Below are 25,327 nucleotides of genomic sequence, written 5' to 3'. Positions count from 1 at the left end.
ATCATCCAGGGAGCAGTGAATTTATCGTGAACACAAAACCGGCCTTATTACTTTCAACCCTGCTCGGTGGGCTGACTCTGAGCAGCGCGCATGCGGCAACTCTCGGAGATGGGATTGCTGATACCTGGCATTCCTTCAGTGATAACGTTAGCCAGACATGGAATGAACCACAAACTGTCGATCTCTATGTCCCTGCTATTACCTGGCATAACCGCTGGACTTACGACAAAGAGAAAACGGACCGCTACAATGAACGTCCCTGGGGCGCGGGTGGCGGTGTTTCACGTTATGACGAAAAGGGTAACTGGAATGGCATCTATCTGATGGTGTTTAAGGACTCTTATAATAAGTGGGAACCGATTGGCGGTTATGGCTGGGAGAAAACCTGGCGACCGCTTAATGACCCTGACTTCCGCCTTGGTCTGGGTTATACCGCCGGGGTAACAATGCGTGATAACTGGAACTACATCCCGATCCCACTGGTGCTGCCGCTGGCCTCAGTCGGCTATGGGCCTGCAACTTTCCAGATGACTTACATTCCAGGAACTTACAATAACGGCAATGTTTTCTTCGCCTGGCTGCGCTGGCAGTTTTAATCTCCGGGGTTTGTCGTAAAAATGATGTCGGGTAAAAAAAGGCGATATTTATCACTTTTTCGTCCTCGGCTACTGGACAAAAGCCTTGGCAATTGCTGTACTAACCCCCGACACAGTTTAGTGTCCATTTTTCATGTAAAGGTAATATAGATGTCTAAGATCAAAGGTAGCGTTAAGTGGTTTAATGAGTCCAAAGGATTCGGTTTCATTACTCCTGAAGATGGTAGCAAAGACGTGTTCGTACACTTCTCTGCCATCCAGAGCAATGGTTTCAAAACTCTGGCTGAAGGTCAGCGCGTAGAGTTCGAAATCACCAACGGTGCCAAAGGCCCATCTGCTGCTAACGTTGCCGCTATTTAAGTTATCAGACAGAATTTTTAAAAACCCGCCAATGGCGGGTTTTTTTTCGCCTGCGATCCGGGGGCACAGTATGTCTCTACGTGTTGAAATACTGCATTAGCCAGGCAACAGTCGCAGTACAGGCCAGCAGGACGGCAAGATACTCATTTTTGTGGCGGGGAAGAAGGTTCATGGCGATCATCTCTGTTGGCTGAATGATGACCAGTGTGCCGTGCGATTATTAAGGAAACATTAAAATAGGGGGTTGCACGCCATAATTAAGGGGATCCTTACACGAATTAGCTTTTGTAACATTACCCTGTGATCTGGCTCCTTGCAGGGACTGCCTTGCTACAGCTATAAACATAGGCAGAAGTTTTCACCTGTTCACCCGGCTTGTTGGCATATTGCGGAGAATGACCATGAATATTCGTCTGGCTGAATCGAAAGATGCTTTTGCCCTCAGCGCATTGTTAACAGAACTGGGCTATGCGGATACCGCGCCTTTTATTGAGCGCAGGCTGGCTCAACTGATGATCGACGAGACTGAACAACTTCTTATTGCCGAACAGGGAAATACGGTATTGGGGTTTCTGTCGTTGCATTTTATTCCACAGCTTGCGTTGGCAGGGGATTTTGCCCGTATCAGCTATTTCTGCATTGCCGAAGGTGAGCGCAGCAAAGGGGCCGGGCAGCAGCTGTTACAACATGCTGAGCAGTTGGCAATGGAGCGTGGCTGTGACCGGGTCGAGGTACACTGCCATGAGCGTCGTGAAAAGGCGAATGCGTTTTACGCGCGCGAGGGTTACCAGGAATCACCACGCTACCACATCAAAGATTTGACCTGACCGCCCCAGGAGCATAACGATGACGATGAAAGTGGCATTAGGACAGTTCGCCGTGAGCCGTGAGTGGCAAGATAACGCCGATATCTGCATCGGCTTAATGGCTCAGGCAGAGCAGCAGGGAGCAAGACTGCTGGTGCTGCCAGAAGGGGTGCTGGCGCGTGATATTACCGACCCGGACCTGGTGCTAAAAGCGGCGCAGCCGCTTGATGGCCCGTTCCTCAGCCAGGTCCTGGCCGCCAGTCGGGCGAATACGCTGACGACGATGATGACGGTGCACGTACCGACGGCGGATGGACGGGCGCTGAATGTGCTGGTGGCGATACGTAACGGTGAGATTATTGCCCGTTACGACAAACTGCATCTGTATGACGCCTTTGCGATGCAGGAGTCGCGCAATGTCACGGCGGGCAATAATGTCCCTTCGCTGGTGGATGTGGACGGGTTGAAGGTCGGGTTGATGACCTGTTATGACGTCCGCTTCCCTGAGCTGGCACGTCGCCTGGCGCTGGACGGTGCTGACCTGTTGGTACTGCCTGCTGCCTGGGTGAAAGGGCCGCTGAAAGAGATGCACTGGGAGGTGCTGGTGACCGCCCGAGCGCTGGAGAATACCTGTTATGTGGTCGCGGTGGGTGAGTGCGGCCCGCGTAATATCGGCAATAGCCTGGTGGTTGACCCGCTCGGTGTGGCGATTGCCAAAGCCGCAGAAGGCCCGGCACTGGTGTTTGCCGAGGTCGACCCACAGCGTATTGCCGATGCACGCCGTGCATTGCCGGTATTAGAGAATCGTCGCTTTGCCCGCCCTGAACTTGATTGTGGGAAGACTCAGTAATGAAATAACACGCTATTGCGCTGATGCTGGGGACGTTAAATCTGGTCAGTCACGCTGCGCCAATACAGCGCATATTCTGTTACAGATTGCAGTTGTAATTTCACGCCATCAGCGCGTTAATACTCGCCTGTTACCGACCGTTGTGACGGTCAGATAAATGAAAGAAGGTAAGTATGGAAGGTCTCAGTCTTGGCAAATTGCTGATCGTTGGCGCGTTAATCGTCCTGTTATTCGGAACCAAAAAACTGCGCACCCTGGGAGGGGATTTAGGTTCGGCCATAAAGGGATTTAAGAAGGCGATGAATGACGATGATTCTTCTGCGCAGAAAGCCTCGTCAGAAGAGAAAAACGCCGGACAGATCTCTCACAAAGAGTAATTCTGCTCAAAAAAAACGGATGACATTGTCATCCGTTTTTTTTGCTCCGGGCAGAAGGATTACTTTACTTCCAACCCTTTCGCCTGCAGATCAGCATGGTATGACGAACGTACGAACGGGCCACAGGCTGCATGGGTGAAGCCCATATCCATTGCGGCTTCTTTCATTTCGTCGAACTCAGCAGGGCTCACATAGCGCTGTACGGGTAAATGGTGGCGGCTTGGCGACAGATATTGCCCGAGGGTCAGCATGGTCACGCCATGGCGACGCAGATCACGCATCACTTCAACGATTTCTGCATTAGTTTCACCCAATCCCACCATCAGGCCTGACTTGGTTGGAACGTCCGGGTGAGCTTCTTTAAAGCGCTCCAGCAATTTCAGTGACCAGTCATAGTTAGCACCCGGACGTACCTGGCGGTAAACGCGCGGCACGTTTTCCAGGTTGTGGTTAAACACATCCGGTGGTGTATCAATCAGAATTTCCAGTGCGCGGTCCATACGACCACGGAAATCAGGCACCAGCGTTTCGATTTTAATCGCAGGGCTTTTTTCACGGATAGCACGGATACAGTCAGCAAAGTGCTGTGCTCCGCCATCGCGCAGGTCATCACGGTCAACCGAGGTGATCACCACGTAGCGCAGTGCCATATCCGCGATGGTCTGTGCCAGTTTGCCGGGTTCATTGGCATCAGGTGTTACCGGGCGGCCGTGGGCCACATCGCAGAACGGGCAGCGGCGTGTACAGATGGCGCCCAGAATCATAAAGGTGGCCGTGCCGTGGTTAAAACATTCAGACAGGTTAGGGCAGGAAGCCTCTTCGCAAACGGAGTGCAGACCATTTTTACGCATCGCGGCTTTGATGCCCTGAATACGGCTGGAATCGGCAGGAAGTTTAATACGCATCCAGTCTGGCTTACGTAAAATCTCCGTACGCTCGGTCATCACGGTTTTCACCGGGATCAATGCCATTTTGTCTGCGTCGCGGTATTTTACACCGCGTTCCATCACGATCGGTTTACTCATATTCTTGCAGGTTCCAGGTTGGATTGCGGCAATCTATTCGTATACAAAACAGCCGCTAACACTCAATGAGTTGGTGATTTTCAACTTTTTTTGATAAAGCGCAAAAATTATATCATCTCCTCGCAGCAGATTCAGCCTGACTGTGCGAGAAAGCGTTGCAGAATTGTAAAGCAACATACGTATTTGCCCCCTATCTTAGCGGGAGTTCCGTACTTTCGCTCCAGGAAACGTCAGTTATTGCCAGTTGAAGAGCAAAATTTTTGATCAGCAACGGCTGGATATCGGCAGGTGTCGCAGAGGCAGTGAGTGCCGCCAGCTGTGTCATCTCCATTCCGGCATAGCCGCAGGGGTTAATGCGCAGGAAAGGGGTTAAATCCATATCAATATTCAGCGCAAGGCCGTGAAAGGAGCAGCCATTGCGGATCCGCAGCCCTAATGAGCAGATTTTTTTGCCGTCAACATAGACACCCGGGGCATCGGGGCGCGCATTGGCGGTCACGGAAAAATGCGCCAGTGTATCGATCACCGTTTGTTCAAGGGCGGTAACCAGCTGGCGTACGCCCGTTTTACGACGCTTCAGATTCACCATCACATACATGATCTGCTGACCGGGGCCATGATAAGTCACCTGGCCGCCACGATCGCTCTGCATGACTGGAATGTCGCCGGGCATTAACAGGTGTTCACTTTTTCCTGCCTGCCCCTGAGTAAACACCGGGGGGTGTTCCACCAGCCAGATCTCGTCCGGCGTATTATCGTCACGCTGGTCGGTGAACTGATGCATGGCGAGAGAAACAGGCGCCCAGGGCTGCATGCCGAGTTGGCGGATAATCAGGCTAGTGTGAGGCAAAACGGACAATCCGGTTGGGTAACGAGGGGAACAGTATAACGTTGGCACAGGGCAAGAGCCAGCTTGCCCCCGCCAACGTCAGGGTTACAGCACCATGCGGACAATTTCAATCTTACCCAACTCGTCATACAGGGTTTCGACCTGTTCGATGTGGGTGGCGGTGATGGTAATCGACACCGAATGATAATTGCCTTTGCTGCTTGGTTTAACATCCGGAGAGTAGTCACCTGGTGCATGACGCTGCACCACTTCAACCACTTGATCGACCAGCTCCGGCTGTGCCAGACCCATCACTTTATAGGTAAAAGAGGTGGGGAATTCGAGCAGTTCTTTAAGATTGGTTTTCATATGGACTCCGGTGACACCAACAAGGACTCCCGCCGCAGCGGGAGTAAACAGATACTCACAATATGGGGATATTAGAGATTAATTTCAAGATGTGAGCGATCGCGTAGGGGTCGGGCATGCCCAACCCGGATCTGTGGTTAACCGAACCAGTGGTGGAACATCAGTTTGATATAATCAATGATGCGGCCAAAGAAGCCACCTTCCGGCATATCATTCAGCACCACCAGTGGGTGCTGTTCAATGGTTTTGCCGTCCAACTGGAAGTTGATGCTGCCGACGACCTGGTTTTTCTGCAAGGGAGCATGCAGCTCGGTATTGCTCAGGGTATAGCTGGCTTTCAGGTCTTTCATGCGGCCACGAGGGATGGTAAGGAACACATCTTTTTCCACGCCCAGCTGCACACGATCGCTGTTACCGAACCATACAGGCTCAGAGGCAAACTCTTTCCCGGCTTTCAGTGGTGCCACCGTTTCGAAGAAGCGGAAGCCCCAGGTCAGCAATTTCTTGCTCTCGGTTTCACGCCCTTTGTAGGTGTGGCCGCCCATCACGGTGGAGATCAAACGCATCTGGCCTTCGGTCGCAGAGGCCACCAGGTTGTAACCTGCCGCATCGGTGTGGCCGGTTTTAATACCGTCAACGTTGAGGCTGGTATCCCACAACAAACCGTTACGGTTGGTCTGGCGAATATTATTAAAGGTGAACTCTTTCTCGTGATAAACAGCGTATTCGTCCGGCACATCACGGATCAGTGAGCGGCCAATCAGTGCCATATCGCGCGCAGAGCTGTACTGCCCTTCAGCGTCCAGACCGTGGACCGTCTGGAAGTGAGTGTTTTGCAGGCCCAGCGCTTTCACGTAGTTGTTCATCAGGCCCACGAACGCATCCTGACTGCCGGCAACATAATCGGCCATGGCCACACAGGCATCATTACCTGATTGCAGTACGATACCGCGCGTCAGCTGGGAGACCGGTACGCGGTCGCCAGGCTTCAGAAACATCAGAGACGAACCTTTGAACACCGGGTTGCCGGTGGCCCAGGCATCTTTCCCGACGGTGACGATATCATCCTGATGGATTTTACCGGCTTTGACCGCCTGGCCGATGACATAGCTGGTCATCATTTTTGTCAGACTCGCCGGGTCACGGCGCGCATCGGCATTCTTCTCAGCCAGGACTTTCCCTGAGTTGTAATCGATCAGGACATAGGCTTCAGCATCAATTTCCGGTACGCCGGGGATCATGGTCTTGATGTTCAGGTCGTCAGCATAAGCGACAACATTGAGGCTGAGGGCGATAAGCGTGCCTGTAGTCAGGCGTTTGAGCAGTCGGGATGGCTTCAGAGTGTTCATGTAAGGACAACAACATCCATGGGCTAGGTTAAAAAAAGTGACTCACTATAGCAAAATCATCCTGCCACGACCCGCCTAAATCTGGCGGATCGGTGGAGAATTACATTGCGTCAGGTGCGACAGTAATAAACGATTGTTGCTGTGCTTCACTCGCCAGGCGCTGCTGTAATGCGGCGGCCTGCTGGCGCGAAGTGAAACGACCAAGCTGGACGCGATACACATTGCCACGGCTGTCTACTGAGCCGGGAACGCCGAACTGTTTACCCAAACTGGTTGCCAGCTGGCGTGCACGTGGACCATCGCTCAGTGCGCCAACCTGCACCACATAATTGCCGGTGGCACCCGTTGCAGGGCGTGAAGCTGCTGCTGCTGCCGTTGGGGCCGCGACAGCAGCAGGGGCTGAAGAAGCGGAAGGTGTTACCGCGACCGGTTCACTGCTTTCCAGTACGCCGCCCGGTAAGGGTTGTGCCGCGCCAAGGAAACCACTGCTGCGCACGGGAGCGCCCATGGTGTTATCACTGTTCAGCGAGCCGTTATCCACCGGACGTGACTGTTGTTCCATTTCCTGTGGCTGCGGACTGGAGTACTGTGCGGGCTGTGATGGTGATGATGACATCACGGGTGTCGAAGCAGCACCGCCGCCCATTGTCATACCGCCACCAATTTCCGGGCGCGAGGGCAGTGCATAGCTCTGTTTCGCCACGGTAGTGCCAACCGTCCCCGGGCCTGACAGGCTGCCATCCGGTGCGACAGCAATGTAATCGACGCGGACTTTGCTGTTATTGGAGATATTAAGGCGGTCGCCTGCCGCACGAGACAGGTCAATAATACGGCCTGGCGTGTAAGGGCCGCGATCGTTGACGCGCACCACAATCATACGGCCATTGGCAATATTGGTCACACGGACGTAGCTGGGCAGAGGCAGCGTGGGGTGTGCGGCCGTCATGGCGTTCGGATCGAAGGTTTCGCCCGTTGCGGTACGGTTGCCGTTGGCTTCTTCGCCATACCATGCAGCCAGGCCAACCTGACTGAAGTTCGATGGATCTTTGACAATTTTATAATTTTTGCCGTTGACCGAGTAATCCTGGCTGGTGCCGGGATTAATCGGTTCATAGCGAGGCTCCGCACCGCCAATCTCGACCACCGGGCCGTTATAGGTCGCTTGCTGTTGGGTGACGGGCGCCTGCTGGTCGCTGTCAGTAGTACAGGCTGCCAGCAATGCTGAAGCCAGGGCAATCCAAAGCCAATCCTTACGCATGTTTATGCCTCTTAAACGCTCTTCGACAACAGTTTTCGATGGGTGTGAATCGACATAATGATCCCGAACCCGGCCATCAGGACGATCAGCGCGGAACCCCCGTAGCTCACCAGCGGTAACGGTACCCCAACAACGGGCAGAATGCCGCTCACCATGCCAATGTTAACAAAAACATAAACAAAGAAGATCAGCATCATTCCACCAGCCATCACGCGACCAAAGGTTGTCTGCGCGCGGGCGGCCATCATCAGGCCGCGCATAATCAGCAGCACGTAGAGTATCAGCAGAACCAGCACCCCGACTAATCCTAATTCTTCGGCCAGTACGGCAAAAATAAAGTCCGTGTGACGCTCCGGTAAAAACTCCAGCTGTGACTGGGTTCCATGCAGCCACCCCTTCCCGCGCAGGCCACCAGAGCCGATGGCTATCTTCGATTGAATAATATGGTAACCCGCCCCCAGCGGATCACTTTCCGGATCCAGCAACATCATCACGCGATCGCGCTGATAGTCGTGCATCAGGAAGAACCACAGGATCGGGATAAATGCGGCGACCAGCAGCACCGCAACAGCGATCAGTTTCCAGCTCATGCCAGACAGGAAAAGGACAAAAAGCCCGGAAGCGGCAATCAGGATCGACGTTCCCAGATCGGGCTGTGCAGCCACCAGCAGGGTCGGCATAAAGATCAGTACCAGCGCGATAGCGGTATTTTTCAGCGTAGGCGGGCAGACATCACGGTTAATAAAGCGCGCCACCATCAGTGGTACGGCTATTTTAGCGATTTCCGATGGTTGGAATCGTACCACGCCGAGATCCAGCCAGCGCTGTGCGCCTTTACTGATATGACCGAACGCATCGACCGCAATCAGAAGGATCACGCAGACAATATACAGATAGGGTGCCCACCCTTCGTAGACGCGTGGTGGGATCTGCGCCATCACCAGCATGACAATCACGCCCATGGCGATTTGACCGAGCTTGCGCTCCATCATGCCGGGATCCTGGCCGCTGGCACTCCACATCACCAGCGCACTGTAGATCAGCAGCGCGGTAATGATGAGGCAAAATAGAGGATCAACGTGGATGCGAGTCCAGATTGTCCGTTTTTGATGGCTATCATTCATAACCGGTTATTCGCCTTCATAGCCTGGCGGCGTTGGTGCAGCGTCAGGCAGGTTGGTATTGTTATCGCCAAGAATAATATGGTCGAGTATCTGGCGCATGATCGTACCGACTGCCGGGCCTGCGCCGCCGTTTTCGAGAATAATACTGACGGCCACGCGTGGGTGATCATAAGGCGCAAACGCGGTCATCAGTTTATGGTCACGCAGGCGCTCAGTCAGTTTGTGGGCGTTGTAGGTTTCGTTCGCTTTCAGGCCAAATACCTGCGCGGTACCGGACTTGGCGGCAATTTTATAGGGCGCATCGTCAAAGCTTTTACGCGCCGTACCGTTTGGACGGTTCGCCACGCCATACATCCCGTCTTTCGCAATTTCCCAGTATCCGGTGTGAATATCCGCGATAGGCGCAGCCGGGGGTTGACGCCACGGCACTTTCACCGAGCCTTGCATGGTGTCCATCATCAGGTGTGGCGTTTTAATCACACCGTCGTTAATCAGGATCATCAGCGCTTTGTTCATCTGCACCGGTGTCGCGGTCCAGTAACCCTGGCCGATGCCCACCGGGATGGTATCACCCTGGTACCAGGGTTTCTTAAAGCGCTTCATTTTCCATTCGCGCGTGGGCATGTTACCCGGGGTTTCTTCGATCAGATCGATGCCCGAAAGATGACCGTAACCGAATTTGCTCATCCATTCGCCCAGACGGTCAATGCCCATATCATAGGCGACCTGATAGAAGAAGGTATCGGCAGATTCTTCCAGCGATTTGGTGACATTCAGACGACCATGACCCCAGCGTTTCCAGTCACGAAAGCGCTTCTCAGAACCGGGCAGCTGCCACCAGCCGGGGTCAAACAAACTGGTATTGCGGGTGATAACACCTGCCGTCAGGGCGGAGACCGCAATATACGGTTTCACCGTCGAGGCGGGAGGGTAGGCACCCTGGGTGGCACGGTTAATCAATGGGCGGTTTTCGTCATGCAGCAGGCCGTTGTAATCTTTACTCGAGATACCATCGACAAACAGATTTGGATCATAGCTTGGCATGGAAACCATCGACAGGATTTCGCCATTCCGCGGATCCGTTACCACCACTGCCGCACGGCTACCCGCCAGCAAGGTTTCGATATATTGCTGAAGTTTAAGATCAATGGTCAGGTAGATATCACGCCCGGCCTGAGGGGATTGCTCATGCAACTGGCGGATCACGCGGCCACGATTGTTAACTTCTACTTCTTCGTAGCCGGTTTTACCGTGCAGAACATCTTCATAGTAGCGTTCAATACCCAGTTTGCCGATGTCATGAGTGGCAGCATAGTTCGGCCATTTACCCTCTTTGTCCAGGCGCTCGACGTCACGATCGTTAATTTTCGACACGTAACCCAGCACATGGGTCAGGGCAGATCCGTAGGGATAATAGCGACGCTGGTAGCCTTTGACTTCAGCGCCGGGGAAGCGATATTGGTTCACGGCGAAACGCGCCACCTGGACATCGTTCAGGCTGGTTTTCACCGCGATAGACGTAAAGCGGCGCGAGCGTTTGCGCTCTTTTTGAAAGGCTTCGATATCGTCATCGGTGAGATCGATAATCGGTTTAAGTTCCTGCAACGTCTGCTGCAGGTTCTCCACTTTTTCGGGCATCAGCTCAAGCTGATAAATGGTGCGATTAAGCGCCAGCGGGACGCCATTACGATCGTAAATAATACCGCGACTCGGTGCGACAGGAACCAGCTTGATGCGGTTTTCATTGGAGCGCGTGCTGTAGTCATCAAAGCGGATGATTTGCAGGTGGTAAAGATTGGCCACCAGAACACCGGAAAGTGTGATAATGCCAAAAAATGCAATCAGAGCCCTGCGAACAAACAGAGTCTGCTCGGCGGTGTAGTCACGAAAGGAGTTACGTTGTAATTTCATCCGCTGCTTTGTCAGTCCGGTTAGCCTTATTCGCTATTCGCGATGATAAGGATGATTCGCAGTAATGCTCCATGCACGATATAAACTCTCTGCAACCAATACGCGTACCAGCGGATGGGGCAGGGTTAGCGCCGAGAGTGACCAGCTTTGTTCCGCCGCAGCCTTGCAGGCGGGTGACAAGCCTTCCGGTCCGCCAATAAACAGGCTGACATCACGGCCATCCTGCTTCCAGCGCTCCAGCTGGCTGGCAAGCTGCGGGGTTTCCCACGGCTGGCCGGGTATATCCAGCGTGACGATGCGGTTGCCTTTTCCTGCGGCGGCCAGCATCAGTTCGCCTTCTTTTTCCAGAATGCGTTTGATATCCGCATTTTTACCGCGCTTTCCGGCGGGCACTTCAACCAGTTCAAAGGGCATATCTTTGGGAAAACGCCGCAGATATTCCATAAAACCAGTTTGTACCCAGTCAGGCATTTTGGTGCCGACGGCGACCAGTTGAAGCTTCACGGTTTAACTCCAGAGCTTTTCCAGTTCGTAGAGCTTACGGCTCTCAGCTTCCATCACATGAACAATGACTTCACCGAGATCAACCACTACCCAGTCACTTGGGGCACGGCTGTTCACGCGAAATGCATCCAGACCGATCAGCTTGGCTTCCTGTACCACGTGTTCTGCGATTGAAACCAGATGACGTGTAGATGTACCGGTGCAGATAACCATGCAGCTGGTGATGCTTGATTTGCCCTGAACGTCGATAGCAATGATGTCCTGAGCTTTTAAATCGTCACATTTATCAATGACGAAGTCTTGGAGTGCTTGACCTTGCAAAAGGTTCCCCCTTGGGATTTTAAGTCTGATGGGTTATCTCATATAAGCTATGTCAGCCGAAATGATAACCGTAACATTGTGTGTTTGCGGGGCTTACGCCCTGAAAATTTGAGCGGCGCAGTATATCACGCTGTTAGAGGTTACGATATAAACCCTCGCGATCGATGTAGTCGCTGACTGCCGGGGGCAGCAGGTCGACATCCGACTGGCCCCGATGGCGGCGAGCGCGGATTTCCGTGGCGGAAATATCAATCAACGGTGTTTCAGCCAGAAGAATATTACCGGCGGGCGATTGTTGTAGCACCTGTGGCTGTGTTGTCAGATGACAGTCAAGCCAGCGTTGCAGCTCTGGTGTCTCCATTTCACTGCGATAGCCGGGGCGTTGACAGACCAGCAGGTGGCAAAGTGACAGTAAATCCTGCCAGCGATGCCATTTGTGTAAGGTGAGCAGGGAATCCTGACCAATGATAAAGGCGAGTGGCTGTCGGTCACCGCGTTCAAGGCGCAGGGCTGCCAGCGTGTCGATAGTATAAGACGGCGTGTCGCGCTGCATTTCCCGCAGATCAAGGTCAAACAGCGGGTTATCGCTAATCGCCAGTTTTACCATCGCCACACGCTGTTCTGGTGTGGCTTCCGGCTGTGGACGATGTGGCGGGACGTTGTTCGGCAATAATGTCACTTTTTCCAGCCCGGTGAGATGGGCCAGTGCTTCTGCTGGTTTCAGGTGACCGTAATGAATCGGGTCAAATGTGCCACCGAACAGCGCATGGAGCGCGTAGCGATCAGACATCACAAAAACTCGTCGGGAATGATGGATGGCATAACATCAGCGCCAGGGTTTCCAGCTCAGACCAAACAGACTGGCCGTAATCCTGTTTTAGTGTTAACTCAATCTGCGTTAGCAGCCTTACCGCCTGGGCGAGTTGCATGGCACTCAGTCGCTGTAATGCATCGCTGAATAGCGTACGGCGGTTCTGCCAGACGCGATGCTGATCGAACAGCGTGCGGAGCGGCGTCTGTGCCATTTGTCGCTGTAACGTCACCAGCAGCAGCAGGTCGCGTTGCAGGGTTCGCATCAGGATCACCGGCTCGCTATCTTCGGAATGCATCTGGTGCAGGATGTGCAGGGCGCGTTTGCTTTTACCTGCCAGCAGGGCATCTACCCAGTGGAAAGGGGTAAAGTGCGCAGCATCGTTTACCGCCTGCTCAACGCGGGGTAGCGTCAGCTTTCCGTCCGGCCACAGCAGCGAAAGCCGCTCCAGCGCTTGCGACAAAGCCAGCAGGTTGCCTTCGTAGCAGTAACACAACAGCTGATTAGCGGCATCATCCAGCGTGAGTTGGTGCTTTTTGGCGCGTGCAGAAACCCAGCGCGGCAGTTGCGCCTGTTCCGGCGTCTGGCAGGGAACCACAACACCTTGTGCACTGAGCGCTTTATACCAGGCGCTATTTTCCTGCGCCTTGGTCAGTTTGGCGGCTCGCAGCACCAGCAGAATATCGCTGTGCAGCAGTGTCGACAGGGTGAGCAGTTGTTCACCTGTCGCGGCATTGGGGCCATTTTCTGGCAAAGTCAGTTGCAGTGTCTGGCGGCTGGAAAACAGACTGAGCGCCTGACAGATGGCAAAAATATCCTGCCAGTCGGTGCTCGCTTCCAGTGTGACACTGAAGTGTTCGGTAAAGCCGTGCTGCTGGGCGGCGGCACGAATGTCATCTTGCGCTTCCTGCAGCAGCAGCGGTTCATTACCACTCAATAAATAACAGGCGCGCAGCCCCTCACGGAGTTGCGCGCCTAGCTGTTCAGGGTAAATCCTGATCATCGTGTGTAAGAACTGTCCGACATACTGCCCGGATCAGTCGGTAAACGGTCGACCGCTGAGGGGGTATTGCCAAGCGTGTTGATTGACGCATCGTTCTCAGCCGCATGCACGGTGAGAAGCTTGCGCACCAGCTGCTGCACGGCCTGAGTTCGCATTTCATTGACAATGATCTGCTGTTCAGAGTCTTTCGCCAACGCTGCCAGTGGGTTATCAAAGAATGAACGATACACCGTGGCGCTGATTGGATAGATGCCCTTATTGGGTACCAGTACCTGAGCATTAACAGTCATCACCATTGAATACTCCGCCGTTTTACCGTCCTGGAAAATCGAGGCGGTATCACGACCCCGAGTTTCGCCCATCAGACGCAGGGAAGGGACATCGGTGCGCTCTTGCGGATTATCAATAATGTTAACATCGTTCAGTCTTAACTGTTCACGCACCTCGCGAGTCAGTGGACCGTACGGGTCAGCGGTATCGAGAATCAGGGTTTTCATTTCCGGCGGCACCGATGTGGTGCCGCGCAGATGGTAACCACAACCGGCGGTGATCAACACCGCCAGGCTGAGTAACAGAGAGACTATAGGATGTCGCACAATTCCTCCAGACATCAACCAACGACCAGGTTAAGCAGCTTGCCCGGTACGTAAATCACTTTACGAATGGTGACGCCATCGAGATATTTGGCCACCAGATGCTCCTGCGCAGCGCGAGCCTGCACCTGTTCTTGATTAGCGTCAGCGGCTACGGTGATTTTACCGCGCACCTTGCCGTTAACCTGTACCACAACCAGCAGTGAATCTTCTACCATTGCAGCGTCGTCTGCCTGCGGCCACGGTGCGTTGTCAATATCCCCGGCGCCACCCAGCGCCTGCCACAGCACGAAGCTGGCGTGCGGGGTAAACGGGTTGAGCATGCGTACAACGGCCAGCAGCGCTTCCTGCATCAGCGCACGATCCTGTTCGCTCTCCTGTGGGGCGCGTGCCAGTTTGTTCATCAGCTCCATAATTGCCGCAATCGCGGTGTTAAAGGTCTGACGACGGCCGATATCATCAGACACTTTACTGATGGTTTTGTGCAAGTCACGACGCAGGCTTTTTTGATCGTCGTTGAGTTCATCAACGTTCAGGGCAACCGTTGCACCTTTTTCTGTATGTTCAAACGCCAGCTTCCAGACACGTTTCAGGAAGCGGTTAGCCCCTTCCACGCCGGATTCCTGCCATTCCAGCGTCATTTCTGCTGGTGAAGCAAACATCATAAACAGACGAACAGTATCTGCACCGTAACGCTCAACCATGATCTGTGGGTCGATGCCGTTGTTTTTCGACTTCGACATTTTGCTCATGCCGGCATACACCAGCTCATGGCCTTCGGCATCGCTGGCTTTGGTGATACGGCCCTTCTCATCACGCTCAACGGTCACGTCAACCGGTGAAACCCAGTTACGTTCTCCGCTGGTACCAAGATAGTAGAAGGCATCTGCCAGTACCATTCCCTGACACAGCAGGCGTTTTGCGGGTTCATCCGAGTTCACCAGGCCTGCATCACGCAGCAGTTTATGGAAGAAACGGAAGTAAAGCAGGTGCATGATGGCGTGTTCGATGCCGCCAACATATTGGTCCACTGGCAGCCAGTAGTTGGCGGCAGCCGGGTCCAGCATGCCTTTATCGTAATCCGGGCAGGTGTAACGCGCGTAATACCATGAGGATTCCATAAAGGTGTCAAAGGTGTCGGTTTCACGCAACGCAGGCTGGCCGTTGACGGTGGTCTTTGCCCATTCAGGATCGGCTTTAATCGGGCTGGTAATACCATCCATCACCACGTCTTCTGGCAGGATCACCGGCAGCTGGTCTTCCGGGGTTGGCATAACGGTACCGTCTTCCAGGGTGACCATTGGGATTGGGGCGCCCCAGTAACGCTGACGAGACACACCCCAGTCGCGCAGGCGGTAGTTCACTTTACGCTCACCGACGCCGTTATCGGCCAGTTTTGTCGCGATGGCGTTGAAGCCTTCTTCGTAAGACAAACCGTCAAACTCACCGGAGTTAAACAGCGTGCCTTTTTCGGTCATTGCCGCTTCGCTCAGATCCGGTGCGCTGCCGTCTGCAGCCAGGATAACCGGTTTGATCTGCAGGTCGTATTTAGTGGCGAACTCCCAGTCGCGCTGGTCGTGGCCAGGAACGGCCATCACAGCACCTGTGCCGTATTCCATCAGCACGAAGTTAGCGACCCATACCGGCACGTCCTCACCCGTCAGCGGGTGTTGTGCGTACAGGCCGGTGGCCATGCCTTTTTTCTCCATGGTTGCCATTTCTGCTTCAGCAACTTTGGTGTTACGGCATTCAGCGATAAAGTCAGCCAGCGCAGGGTTGCTTGCTGCTGCTTGTGCAGCCAGAGGATGGCCTGCAGCCACAGCGAGGTAAGTCACACCCATGAACGTGTCAGGACGTGTGGTATATACGCGCAGCTTTTCCGGGCTGTTGCTGACATTAAACTCGATTTCCACGCCTTCAGAACGGCCAATCCAGTTACGCTGCATGGTTTTAACCTGTTCAGGCCAGCTTTCCAGCGTGTCGAGGTCATTCAGCAGTTCGTCAGCATAATCCGTGATTTTTACAAACCACTGCGGGATCTCTTTACGCTCAACTTTGGTATCACAACGCCAGCAGCAGCCATCGATGACCTGCTCGTTAGCCAGAACGGTCAGATCGTGTGGACACCAGTTAACCGCAGAGGTCTTTTTATAGACCAGGCCTTTTTCATACAGCTTGGTAAAGAACCACTGTTCCCAACGATAGTATTCTGGCTGACAGGTCGCCAGTTCACGGTTCCAGTCGTAGCCGAAGCCCAGCAGTTTAAGCTGGTTCTTCATGTAGTCGATGTTGGAGTAAGTCCATGGCGCAGGCGCAGTGTTGTTTTTAACTGCGGCTCCTTCAGCGGGCAGGCCGAATGCATCCCAGCCGATAGGCTGTAAGACGTTTTTACCCAGCATGCGCTGATAGCGGGAGATCACATCGCCAATGGTATAGTTGCGTACGTGGCCCATGTGCAGGCGGCCAGAAGGATAGGGCAGCATGGAGAGGCAGTAGTACTTCTCTTTACCTTCTTCTTCGGTCACTTTGAACGTTTGCTTGTTATCCCATTGCTGCTGAACATGGGATTCTATCTCTTCCGGGCGATATTGCTCTTGCATAGTAGCCAGTAGTCCTTTGTATCAATTTTTTCGTGTTCGTTCAGATCCGCATAGCATAGCTGATTCGGCCCCGAGGCAACAACAGTAAGCGTCCTGCCGCGGGGCATTTCTCTACAAGCTGGAAGCGCGGCGGCAAATTTCAGTGCGAAAATGTGGGTATTTGCCATCAGCAACTAGAATGAGGAGAAACGCTTTCGTTATCAATAAGGAGTGTCTATGAACAAGGTTGCTCAGTATTATCGCGAGCTGGTGTCCTCGCTGACCCAACGCCTGGAGCGCGGGGAACGTGACATCGATACCCTGGTGGAGAGTGCCCGACAGCGTATGCAAAACCGGGGTGAGTTGACCCGTAGCGAAATTGATGAAGTCAGTCGTGCCGTTCGTCGTGATCTCGAAGAGTTTGCCCGCAGCTATGCGGAGAACCAGGAAGAATTAAGCGATAGCGTGTTTATGCGGGTTATCCGTCAGAGCCTGTGGAAGGAGCTGGCTGATATTACGGATAAGAGTCAGCTTGAGTGGCGCGAGGTCTTCCAGGACCTCAACCATCATGGTGTCTATCAAAGTGGTGAAGTGGTGGGATTGGGCAATCTGGTGTGTGAGAACTGTCAGTATACGCGGGCGATTTACACACCCGAGGTTCTGAAACGTTGCCCGGAGTGCAATCATGACCAGTTTGTACGTCAGCCCTTTGAGCCATAAATGAACGCAGGACAATGGCACAACGGATTAATGTAGGGGTCGGGCATGCCCGACCCAGAGCCAGGCATACCTGGCTCCCTACGGATTAATGCAGAATCTTCGCCAGGAAGTCTTTAGCACGCTCAGACTGTGGATTGTTGAAGAACTCATCCTTCGGTGAATCTTCGACAATCTTTCCTTCATCCATAAAGATCACCCGGTTGGCCACTTTACGGGCGAAGCCCATTTCGTGCGTCACCACCATCATTGTCATGCCTTCATTCGCCAGTTCGACCATGACGTCCAGCACTTCATTGATCATTTCTGGGTCCAGCGCTGAAGTGGGTTCGTCGAACAACATGGCGATAGGATCCATACACAGCGCGCGGGCAATTGCTACACGCTGTTGCTGACCACCGGAGAGCTGTCCAGGGAACTTATTGGCATGGGCGGACAGTCCAACGCGTTCGAGTAGCTTAAGCCCTTTCTGACGCGCTTCTTCTTTATTGCGTTTCAGGACTTTTACCTGTGCCAGCGTCAGGTTCTCGACGATCGACAGATGTGGGAACAGCTCAAAATGCTGAAACACCATGCCAACTTTAGAACGCAGTTGGGCAAGGTTGGTCTTCTTGTCGTTGACGGGGGTGCCATTCACTTCAATCAGCCCTTTTTGGATAGGCTCAAGACCGTTCACCGTTTTGATCAGCGTCGACTTCCCTGAGCCTGAAGGACCACACACCACCACCACTTCACCTTTTTTGACTTCGGTTGAGCAGTCGGTCAGCACCTGAAAGTGACCATACCACTTAGAAACATTTTTCAGGGTAATCATTTACGCAGTCCTTTTTTTCTTTAAATAGCTGACCAACAGCGAAGCGCTAAGGCTGATAACGAAGTAAATCGCACCGGCAAACAGCACCATTTCAATCTCAGTACCATTATTCACACCGATGGTATCGGCAGTACGGAAGAAGTCCGCCAGGCTCAGAACATAGACCAGCGAGGTGTCCTGGAATAAAACAATGCCCTGGGTAAGCAGCAGCGGCACCATGGCGCGAAACGCCTGAGGCAGGATGATCAACCGCATCGATTGCCACTGCGTCATACCCAGTGCCAGTGCAGCGCTACCCTGACCACGAGCAATACTCAAAATACCCGCACGGATGATTTCTGAGTAATACGCGGCTTCGAATAGCGAGAAGGCCACCATCGCAGAGATCAGGCGGATATCTGTCTTCGGCGACAGCCCCAGCACCTGCTGCAGGAAACTTGGCACCACCAGATAGAACCACAGCAACACCATCACCAGCGGAACGGAGCGGAACAGGTTGACGTAGATCTTGGCGAACCAACTGATAGGTTTGAAGGATGACAGGCGCATGACCGCCAGCAGGGTGCCCCAGATGATGCCAAAAATTACCGCCGTCACGGTGATTTTCAGCGTAACAACCATCCCTGCCCAGAGGTAAGGAAGATTGGGGACGATGGTACTCCAGTCAAATTCATACATTGTTTATTTGCCCCCCGGTAAGCGGACTTTACGTTCAACCAGCCCCATCAGCAGCATGATCACCGCGTTGATAGCGATGTAGGCGAGGGTAATTGCGGTGAAAGATTCATAGGCGTGTGCGGAGTAGTCCAGCAGTTTTCCCGCCTGAGCCGCCATATCAACCAGCCCGATGGTGGAAGCAATGGCTGAGTTTTTGACCAGATTGAGCATCTCCGAGGTCATCGGCGGCACAATCACGCGATAGGCGTTAGGCAGCAGCACATAGCGGTAGGTTTGTGGCAGCGTCAGCCCCATGGCCAGTCCGGCATTTTTTTGGCCGCTGGGCAGTGACTGAATAGCGGCACGAACCTGTTCACAAACACGGGCGGCGGTGAACAGACCCAGGCACAGCACGGAGCAGGTGAAGAACTGGATGTTCGGATCGATTTCCGATTTAAACCACATGCCAAGACCTTCCGGCAGCAGCTCCGGCACCACCAGATACCAGATAAAGAATTGCACGATCAGCGGCACGTTACGGAATAACTCAACGTAGCAGGTGCCAAGACCGGACAGTAAACGGTTAGGAACGGTTCGCAAAATACCGAACAGGGAACCGACTAACAGGGCGATGATCCAGGCACAAACGGAGACGGCGATGGTGACCTGAAAACCGGACCACAGCCAACCAAGATAGGTTGTATTACCGAATGGGGCCTCTTGCAGGAATATTCCCCAGTTCCAATCAATAGACATAAAATACTCCGGAAAAAAAGGGTAGCGACCGCTACCCTGAAGATTGATGAGAGGCTCAAATACTCTCCCTGCTTCGGGAGAATATTTTGATATGCGCACCGGGGAACGACCGGTTTGCATCTTCGTCAGGCGCCAGAACGTAAGCCCTGTCCGCCTGACTGTGTCTGTCCGAGCCTGTGTTCAACAATCGTAGGGCAGCGTACCGCCCTGTTGACACGCGAATCAGTGCGTGCTTTTTCTTTATTAATTCATTGCCTTGTCGTTAGGCGCTTTGAACAATGCTTTCATGTCGTCAGACAGGTCAAAGTCCATCGTCATATTTTTTGGTGGGATAGGCTGTTTGAACCATTTGTCGAACCACTTAGTGGCTTCGCCAGACGTCTGTGCCTGGGCAATTGTGTCGTCCATCAGCTTTTTAAACTCGCCATCACCTTTTCTCAGCATACAGCCGTAAGCTTCGTGAGACTGTGGAGTGCCAAGAATTTCCCAGTTAGCCGGTTTTTTTGCCTTAGCTCGTTCACCTGCCAGCAGAGCATCATCCATCATAAATGCGACAGCGCGGCCGCTTTCCAGGGTGCGGAAAGAGTCACCGTGATCTTTTGCACTGATGATACGCATGTCGAGTTTCTTCTCGTCGTTCAGCTTGTTCAGCAGAATTTCTGACGTGGTACCTGAAGTCACAACAACACTTTTGCCTTTCAGATCGGCGAAGTCTTTAATCGCGCCGCCTTTCTTCACCAGAAGACGCGTACCGACGACGAAGATGCTGTCGGAGAAGCTGGCCTGTTTCTGGCGCTCAAGGTTATTGGTGGTAGAGCCACATTCAAAATCGTAGGTGCCGTTTTGCAACAGCGGAATACGGTTCTGCGAGGTAATCGGTAGCATTTTTACTTGCAGGTCAGGTTTGTTCAGCTTTTTCTTGATAGCTTCAACAATCGCGTTGGAATAATCCTGAGAGTAACCCACAACTTTTTGCTGGTTGTCGTAGTAGGAGAACGGGACGGAGGATTCACGGTGGCCAACGACGATCACGCCGTTTTTAGCAATCTTTTCCAGAGTAGATGCTTGCTGTTGTGCATCAGCTGCTGCCTGTGGTTTTGCGTCCTCAGCGTGAGCGATACCAGAGGCGAATCCTGCCAGTGCAAGGCAAAGCCCCAGTTTCCGTAATTTCATGTTCCAACTCCTTTGCAGTTGTGGCGCGAAATAAACCCACGCCGACGTGATGTGATGTGTGTATTTCCTGCTAGTTATCTGTTTTATCCATAGCGAAAACGGTGTCATTCCTCCATAACATAGCTGAATGTTAATGAAGTGATACGGAAAAGTTTCTTTTTTGCGATGCAACCCGCACCAATTAAGTGCGATTCTTTCGACAATGCTTCGCATGGGTGCAATATCTGCGCCATGAAGGTGCGCGAACGATTTCGTAGCGACTTGATATCGGGCTGACACACGTTTCACGGAAATATTTTGCAATCATCGTGCCAACGGCGGTTTTTTAACAGAAATGCAGCATAAGCTGTTGGGGATGGGGGGAGAAAGATAGGGGCGAGGCATGCCTCGCCCGGAGAGAGTTATGAACGGCGTGAACGCCAGGCGCAGAGGACGCCAGCAAGGGCAAACAGTAATGTCACAGCCCAGATACCCCAGTTGCCGATTCGGGCATAAGGTGTCAGCCCGGTCGTCGGTGTGACCTTGGCTGCCAGTACTTCCGCTTTGAACTGTGGAATAATCTGTGCAATCTCACCCTCAGCATTCACCACTGCTGTCACTCCGTTATTGGTGCTGCGAAGCAGTGGGCGGCCGAGTTCCAGTGCACGCATACGCGCCATTTGCAGATGCTGCCACGGACCAATGGAGTGACCAAACCAGGCATCGTTCGAGATTGTCAGAAGGAAGTTGGTATCGGGCCTGAAGTTGTCACGCACCTGCTGGCCCAGTACGATTTCGTAGCAGATGGCGGCTGTCAGGTTGTAACCCGCAACCTGGAGCTGTGGCTGCACGTAGTCACCCCGACTGAAGGAAGACATTGGCAGGTCGAAGAACGGTGCCAGTGGACGCAGCAGGGTTTCCAGCGGAACGAACTCACCAAAAGGCACCAGATGATTCTTCTGGTAGCGGTTCTTGCTGAAATAGTTGTAAGGCTGCGGTCCGCCCAGCACGATGATGGTGTTGTAGTCGTGGTAGCGATTGCTTTCGAGGCGTGAATCAACAATGCCGGTCACCAGGCTACTGCCTCCAGCCCGCAGTTGTTCATCCACGGCTTTCAGGAACGGCTGCTGGCGAGTTTCCAGGTCAGGAATCGCCGACTCTGGCCAGATGATGATCGGCGCTTTCCCTACAAACGGACGGCTGAGCGCGGTATAGGTTTTCAGCGTATTTACCAGCTGATCCGGATCCCACTTCATCGATTGTTCAATATTGCCCTGTACCAGCGCCACATCCACTGCCCGCTCGGGCAAAGGCTGGAACCAGCTGATCTGACGCAGCGGCCAGGGGAGCAACAGTAATGCCAGGGCGGCGACACCAGCAGCCAGATGGCGTTTCAGTGCGGCATACACCGCCAGGCCGGCGATAATCATCAGCAGGAAGGTGATGCCTTCCACACCCAGTAATGGCGCCAGGCCTTTCAGCGGGCCATTAATCTGGCTGTAGCCAAACTGCAACCACGGGAAACCGGTCAGTACCCAGCCGCGCAGGAACTCCGTCATTTGCCACAGCACCGGAGCCGCCAGCGCCAGGCGCAGCAGCGTGGTTTTCGGGCTCAGGCGGTTGAGCAGGGCAGCAAACAGCAGGGGATAGAGAGACAGCCAGGCTGCCAGCAGGATCACAAGGAAGACATTGACCGGACCAGGCATTCCGCCGAAGGCGGCAATGCTGACGTAAACCCAGTTAATGCCGCTACCGAACAGTCCCATGCCCCAGACAAAGCCGATGGCACTGGCCTGACGCGTGCTGCGGTTTAACGTCAGGGCCTGTAAGCCGATCAGTGAAACCAGTGCCGCAGGCCAGAAATCATAGGGGGAGAAAGAAAGGGTGCCAATGGCACCCGTGATAAGCGCTAAAAGCAGGCGAACCTGCTGGCGCTGGCAGAATAAGGCAATTGCCATAAGTCGGTTACTCTTCCAGAGTCGGTTGCGGCGAATTTTCCGGGATTTTGACATGGACCTGAATAATACGGCGGCTGTCTGCCATCGCGACTTTAAACTGGTAACCATCGATCTCAATGCTTTCACCCCGTGCCGGCAGATGGCCAAAGCCCTGCATCACCAGGCCGCCGATGGTATCCACTTCTTCATCGCTGAAGTGGGTGTTGAAGACTTCGTTGAAATCTTCGATCGGCGTCAGGGCGCGAATGGTGTAAGTGTGGCGACTGAGCTGACGAATATCGCGATCTTCTTCATCGTCATACTCATCTTCAATTTCACCGACGATCAGCTCAAGGATATCCTCGATAGTCACCAGGCCGGACACGCCACCAAATTCATCAATCACAATAGCCATATGATAGCGCTGTGAACGGAACTCTTTCAGCATCCGGTCGACACGCTTACTTTCCGGCACCACCACCGCTTGACGCAGTACCTTTTCCATACTGAACGGCTCGGACTCACTGCTCATAAATGGCAGCAGGTCCTTGGCCATCAGGATGCCTTCAACATGGTCCTTGTCTTCGCTGATCACCGGGAAACGCGAGTGGGCAGACTCAATAATCACCGCCAGGCACTCTTCCAGCGTCTGGTTACGCTTGAGCGTGACCATCTGAGAGCGAGGGATCATGATGTCGCGTACACGCTGTTCGGCGATATCCATCACACCTTCCAGCATGTCCCTGGTATCCGGGTCGATCAGGTCATTCTGTTCAGAATCACGGATCAACTCCAGCAGGTCATCGCGGTTTTTCGGCTCACCGTGGAACAATTGGTTGAGAATCAGCGTAAAAAATCCCTTTTTGGTACTGGGACTGTCATTGTTTTGTGAATGGTCATCGCTCATGGCGTTTTTGAGTTTGTCTCTCTATCAATAAAATCGGCTGCCCCAGGTGGGGCAGGCGTGATGGCTTGTACAAATCTGTCATCTGAAGCCGCAGTGGCCTTCATTTTCAGGCGATACAAGCCAGGTACTTATTCTTTCTCCGAAATGTACGGATCGGGATAGCCAAGAGCAAGCATTATCTCGGTCTCCAGCGATTCCATCTCTTCGGCTTCGTCATCTTCAATGTGATCATAACCCAACAGATGCAGGCTACCGTGGATCACCATGTGCGCCCAGTGGGCCTCAAGCGTTTTTTCCTGTTCGGTAGCTTCCGCTTCCACCACCTGGCGACAGATAATCAAATCGCCCAGCAGGGGCAGTTCGATGCCCGGAGGGGCTTCAAATGGGAAGGACAGCACATTAGTCGGTTTGTCTTTTGCGCGATAGGTGTGGTTTAACTCACGGCTTTCCGCTTCATCAACCAGACGGATAGTGACTTCGCTTTCTGGCTGGAACTGCGGCAGTACCGCCTCCAGCCAGCGTTGAAAATCGGCTTCAGCCGGCAGACCCTGCTCGCTTTCACAGGCGAGTTGCAGGTCCAGAATAACATTACTCATTTGTTCTCCTGTGAAGCCTGCTGGGCAGCCAGTGCTTCACGTTTACGTTCTTCTGCCTGGGCATCACGCCGTTTTTGGTCGGCAGCTTCCCAGGCTTCATAGGCAACGACAATGCGCGCAACGACAGGATGGCGCACCACGTCTTCACTGTGAAAGAAGTTAAAACTCAGTTCATCCACATCGGACAGCACCTCAATAGCATGGCGCAGGCCGGATTTCAGGTTACGTGGCAGGTCAATCTGCGTCACATCACCGGTGATCACCGCTTTCGAGTTAAATCCAATACGCGTCAGAAACATCTTCATCTGTTCGATGGTGGTGTTCTGGCTTTCATCGAGAATGATAAACGCATCGTTCAGTGTACGACCGCGCATATAGGCCAGCGGTGCCACTTCAATCACGTTACGCTCGATCAGCTTCTCCACGCGTTCAAAGCCCAGCATCTCGAACAGAGCGTCGTACAGAGGGCGCAGGTAGGGGTCCACCTTCTGGCTGAGGTCCCCCGGCAGGAAGCCGAGTTTTTCACCGGCTTCAACGGCAGGACGGGTCAGCATAATACGACGGATCTCCTGGCGCTCCAGGGCATCCACCGCGGCTGCGACCGCCAGATACGTTTTACCGGTTCCCGCAGGGCCAATACCAAACGTAACATCATGGTCGAGAATGTTGGCGACATACTGCGCCTGGTTTGGCGTACGCGGTTTGATCACGCCGCGTTTGGTTTTAATATGAATCGCTTTGCCGAACTCGGGCACACTGTCCGCGGTCTGTTCAAGCACGCCGCTCTCTTTGATAGCCAGATGAATCTGTTCCGGGTCGATATCCGGGATATGGCCTCGTACAGGGGCGGTATCCACATAAAGATGACGCAGAATGTCTACGCCAGCATGAACGCTCAGCGCACGTCCCACCAGCTTAAAGGCGTTTTCACGGCGGTTGATCTCAATACCCAGTCGGCGTTCCAACTGTTTGATATTGTCATCAAATGGGCCGCACAGGCTCAGCAGCCGCGCGTTATCAATAGGTTCCAGCGTTACTTCACGTGTTTCAATATTCAAACTAATCCTTTGGGTCACACAGGGCCAGGTTGAGAAATGGATGACTGTCTGGCTTCAGCGCCATAAAT

General features: G+C 53.4%; 27 protein-coding genes. 6 read left to right on the top strand and 21 right to left on the bottom strand.

Translation table 11 applies throughout. The annotated features are described in order from the left end of the window. Positions 1-26 precede the first annotated feature (26 nt). The 5 genes from pagP (at position 27) to tatE (ending at position 2,989) form a co-directional block, all read left to right on the top strand. Complete coding sequence (gene pagP, locus FY046_RS08135; protein WP_133845614.1) at positions 27-596, top strand: lipid IV(A) palmitoyltransferase PagP; 570 nt, start codon at positions 27-29, stop codon at positions 594-596. A 150-nt stretch (positions 597-746) separates the two neighbouring features. Further along, on the top strand, positions 747-956 hold the full coding sequence (gene cspE, locus FY046_RS08130; protein WP_004156612.1) for a transcription antiterminator/RNA stability regulator CspE: 210 nt from the start codon (positions 747-749) through the stop codon (positions 954-956). A 401-nt stretch (positions 957-1,357) separates the two neighbouring features. Next, the gene (locus FY046_RS08125) at positions 1,358-1,783 is read left to right on the top strand and encodes a GNAT family N-acetyltransferase (RefSeq protein WP_133845612.1); all 426 of its coding nucleotides are present in this window, start codon (positions 1,358-1,360) and stop codon (positions 1,781-1,783) included. Between the two features lie 25 nt (positions 1,784-1,808). Continuing rightward, positions 1,809-2,612 (top strand): deaminated glutathione amidase, encoded by an 804-nt coding sequence (locus tag FY046_RS08120; RefSeq protein ID WP_133845776.1) that lies wholly within the window; start codon positions 1,809-1,811, stop codon positions 2,610-2,612. A gap of 173 nt (positions 2,613-2,785) precedes the next feature. Continuing rightward, a complete protein-coding gene (gene tatE / locus FY046_RS08115; protein WP_133845610.1) occupies positions 2,786-2,989 on the top strand; it encodes a twin-arginine translocase subunit TatE in 204 nt (67 codons plus the stop codon). 59 nt (positions 2,990-3,048) lie between these two features. On the opposite strand, the gene lipA is transcribed toward tatE, so the two are convergent. The 13 genes from lipA to leuS form a co-directional block, all read right to left on the bottom strand. Beyond that, positions 3,049-4,014 carry a lipoyl synthase gene (gene lipA / locus FY046_RS08110; RefSeq protein WP_133845608.1) on the bottom strand — a complete coding sequence of 322 codons (966 nt, stop codon included), beginning with the start codon at positions 4,012-4,014 and terminating at the stop codon, positions 3,049-3,051. Between the two features lie 190 nt (positions 4,015-4,204). Further along, a complete protein-coding gene (lipB, locus tag FY046_RS08105) occupies positions 4,205-4,873 on the bottom strand; it encodes a lipoyl(octanoyl) transferase LipB (protein ID WP_420361217.1) in 669 nt (222 codons plus the stop codon). A gap of 75 nt (positions 4,874-4,948) precedes the next feature. Further along, on the bottom strand, positions 4,949-5,212 hold the full coding sequence (gene ybeD / locus FY046_RS08100; RefSeq protein ID WP_062745316.1) for a DUF493 family protein YbeD: 264 nt from the start codon (positions 5,210-5,212) through the stop codon (positions 4,949-4,951). A gap of 137 nt (positions 5,213-5,349) precedes the next feature. After that, complete coding sequence (gene dacA, locus FY046_RS08095; RefSeq protein WP_133845604.1) at positions 5,350-6,561, bottom strand: D-alanyl-D-alanine carboxypeptidase DacA; 1,212 nt, start codon at positions 6,559-6,561, stop codon at positions 5,350-5,352. Between the two features lie 100 nt (positions 6,562-6,661). Beyond that, on the bottom strand, positions 6,662-7,819 hold the full coding sequence (gene rlpA / locus FY046_RS08090; protein ID WP_159337440.1) for an endolytic peptidoglycan transglycosylase RlpA: 1,158 nt from the start codon (positions 7,817-7,819) through the stop codon (positions 6,662-6,664). Between the two features lie 11 nt (positions 7,820-7,830). Next, positions 7,831-8,943: a peptidoglycan glycosyltransferase MrdB gene (gene mrdB, locus FY046_RS08085; protein WP_133845600.1), complete on the bottom strand. Its 1,113-nt coding sequence runs from the start codon at positions 8,941-8,943 to the stop codon at positions 7,831-7,833. A gap of 6 nt (positions 8,944-8,949) precedes the next feature. After that, positions 8,950-10,854, bottom strand: a complete 1,905-nt coding sequence (gene mrdA / locus FY046_RS08080) for a peptidoglycan DD-transpeptidase MrdA (RefSeq protein ID WP_133845598.1) — start codon at positions 10,852-10,854, stop codon at positions 8,950-8,952. A gap of 33 nt (positions 10,855-10,887) precedes the next feature. Continuing rightward, the gene (gene rlmH, locus FY046_RS08075; RefSeq protein ID WP_056240011.1) at positions 10,888-11,358 is read right to left on the bottom strand and encodes a 23S rRNA (pseudouridine(1915)-N(3))-methyltransferase RlmH; all 471 of its coding nucleotides are present in this window, start codon (positions 11,356-11,358) and stop codon (positions 10,888-10,890) included. A gap of 3 nt (positions 11,359-11,361) precedes the next feature. Further along, positions 11,362-11,679, bottom strand: a complete 318-nt coding sequence (rsfS, locus tag FY046_RS08070) for a ribosome silencing factor (RefSeq protein WP_062745328.1) — start codon at positions 11,677-11,679, stop codon at positions 11,362-11,364. A gap of 133 nt (positions 11,680-11,812) precedes the next feature. After that, positions 11,813-12,469: a nicotinate-nucleotide adenylyltransferase gene (nadD, locus tag FY046_RS08065; protein WP_133845595.1), complete on the bottom strand. Its 657-nt coding sequence runs from the start codon at positions 12,467-12,469 to the stop codon at positions 11,813-11,815. Beyond that, the gene (gene holA, locus FY046_RS08060; protein ID WP_446185935.1) at positions 12,462-13,493 is read right to left on the bottom strand and encodes a DNA polymerase III subunit delta; all 1,032 of its coding nucleotides are present in this window, start codon (positions 13,491-13,493) and stop codon (positions 12,462-12,464) included. The genes nadD and holA overlap by 8 nt, the downstream gene beginning before the upstream one ends. Then, the gene (gene lptE / locus FY046_RS08055) at positions 13,490-14,089 is read right to left on the bottom strand and encodes an LPS assembly lipoprotein LptE (protein WP_133845591.1); all 600 of its coding nucleotides are present in this window, start codon (positions 14,087-14,089) and stop codon (positions 13,490-13,492) included. Before lptE ends, holA begins: the two co-directional genes overlap by 4 nt. A 14-nt stretch (positions 14,090-14,103) precedes the next feature. Next, positions 14,104-16,686 carry a leucine--tRNA ligase gene (leuS, locus tag FY046_RS08050; RefSeq protein WP_133845589.1) on the bottom strand — a complete coding sequence of 861 codons (2,583 nt, stop codon included), beginning with the start codon at positions 16,684-16,686 and terminating at the stop codon, positions 14,104-14,106. 216 nt (positions 16,687-16,902) lie between these two features. Here leuS and FY046_RS08045 point away from each other — a divergent pair, with 216 nt between their 5' ends. Next, positions 16,903-17,385 carry a zinc ribbon-containing protein gene (locus FY046_RS08045; RefSeq protein ID WP_159337439.1) on the top strand — a complete coding sequence of 161 codons (483 nt, stop codon included), beginning with the start codon at positions 16,903-16,905 and terminating at the stop codon, positions 17,383-17,385. 85 nt (positions 17,386-17,470) lie between these two features. Here the strand turns inward: FY046_RS08045 and FY046_RS08040 are convergent, their stop codons facing one another. The 8 genes from FY046_RS08040 to FY046_RS08005 form a co-directional block, all read right to left on the bottom strand. Further along, positions 17,471-18,196: an amino acid ABC transporter ATP-binding protein gene (locus FY046_RS08040; protein ID WP_133845586.1), complete on the bottom strand. Its 726-nt coding sequence runs from the start codon at positions 18,194-18,196 to the stop codon at positions 17,471-17,473. Further along, positions 18,197-18,874: a glutamate/aspartate ABC transporter permease GltK gene (gltK, locus tag FY046_RS08035; RefSeq protein ID WP_062745345.1), complete on the bottom strand. Its 678-nt coding sequence runs from the start codon at positions 18,872-18,874 to the stop codon at positions 18,197-18,199. 3 nt (positions 18,875-18,877) lie between these two features. Further along, positions 18,878-19,609, bottom strand: a complete 732-nt coding sequence (locus FY046_RS08030) for an amino acid ABC transporter permease (RefSeq protein WP_133845584.1) — start codon at positions 19,607-19,609, stop codon at positions 18,878-18,880. A gap of 243 nt (positions 19,610-19,852) precedes the next feature. Further along, positions 19,853-20,782, bottom strand: a complete 930-nt coding sequence (locus tag FY046_RS08025) for an amino acid ABC transporter substrate-binding protein (protein WP_133845582.1) — start codon at positions 20,780-20,782, stop codon at positions 19,853-19,855. A gap of 401 nt (positions 20,783-21,183) precedes the next feature. Further along, complete coding sequence (gene lnt / locus FY046_RS08020) at positions 21,184-22,719, bottom strand: apolipoprotein N-acyltransferase (protein WP_446185934.1); 1,536 nt, start codon at positions 22,717-22,719, stop codon at positions 21,184-21,186. 7 nt (positions 22,720-22,726) lie between these two features. Then, on the bottom strand, positions 22,727-23,605 hold the full coding sequence (gene corC / locus FY046_RS08015) for a CNNM family magnesium/cobalt transport protein CorC (RefSeq protein WP_339454962.1): 879 nt from the start codon (positions 23,603-23,605) through the stop codon (positions 22,727-22,729). A gap of 128 nt (positions 23,606-23,733) precedes the next feature. Further along, positions 23,734-24,201, bottom strand: coding sequence for an rRNA maturation RNase YbeY (ybeY, locus tag FY046_RS08010; RefSeq protein ID WP_133845576.1), 468 nt, complete (start codon positions 24,199-24,201; stop codon positions 23,734-23,736). After that, positions 24,198-25,259, bottom strand: a complete 1,062-nt coding sequence (locus FY046_RS08005) for a PhoH family protein (RefSeq protein ID WP_133845574.1) — start codon at positions 25,257-25,259, stop codon at positions 24,198-24,200. The genes ybeY and FY046_RS08005 overlap by 4 nt, the downstream gene beginning before the upstream one ends. Between the last annotated feature and the right edge of the window lie 68 nt (positions 25,260-25,327).

Source organism: Erwinia sp. 1181_3 (assembly GCF_052824965.1).
Note: the sequence above shows the minus strand (reverse complement) of the source record. Positions and strands in the feature narration are given on the sequence as shown.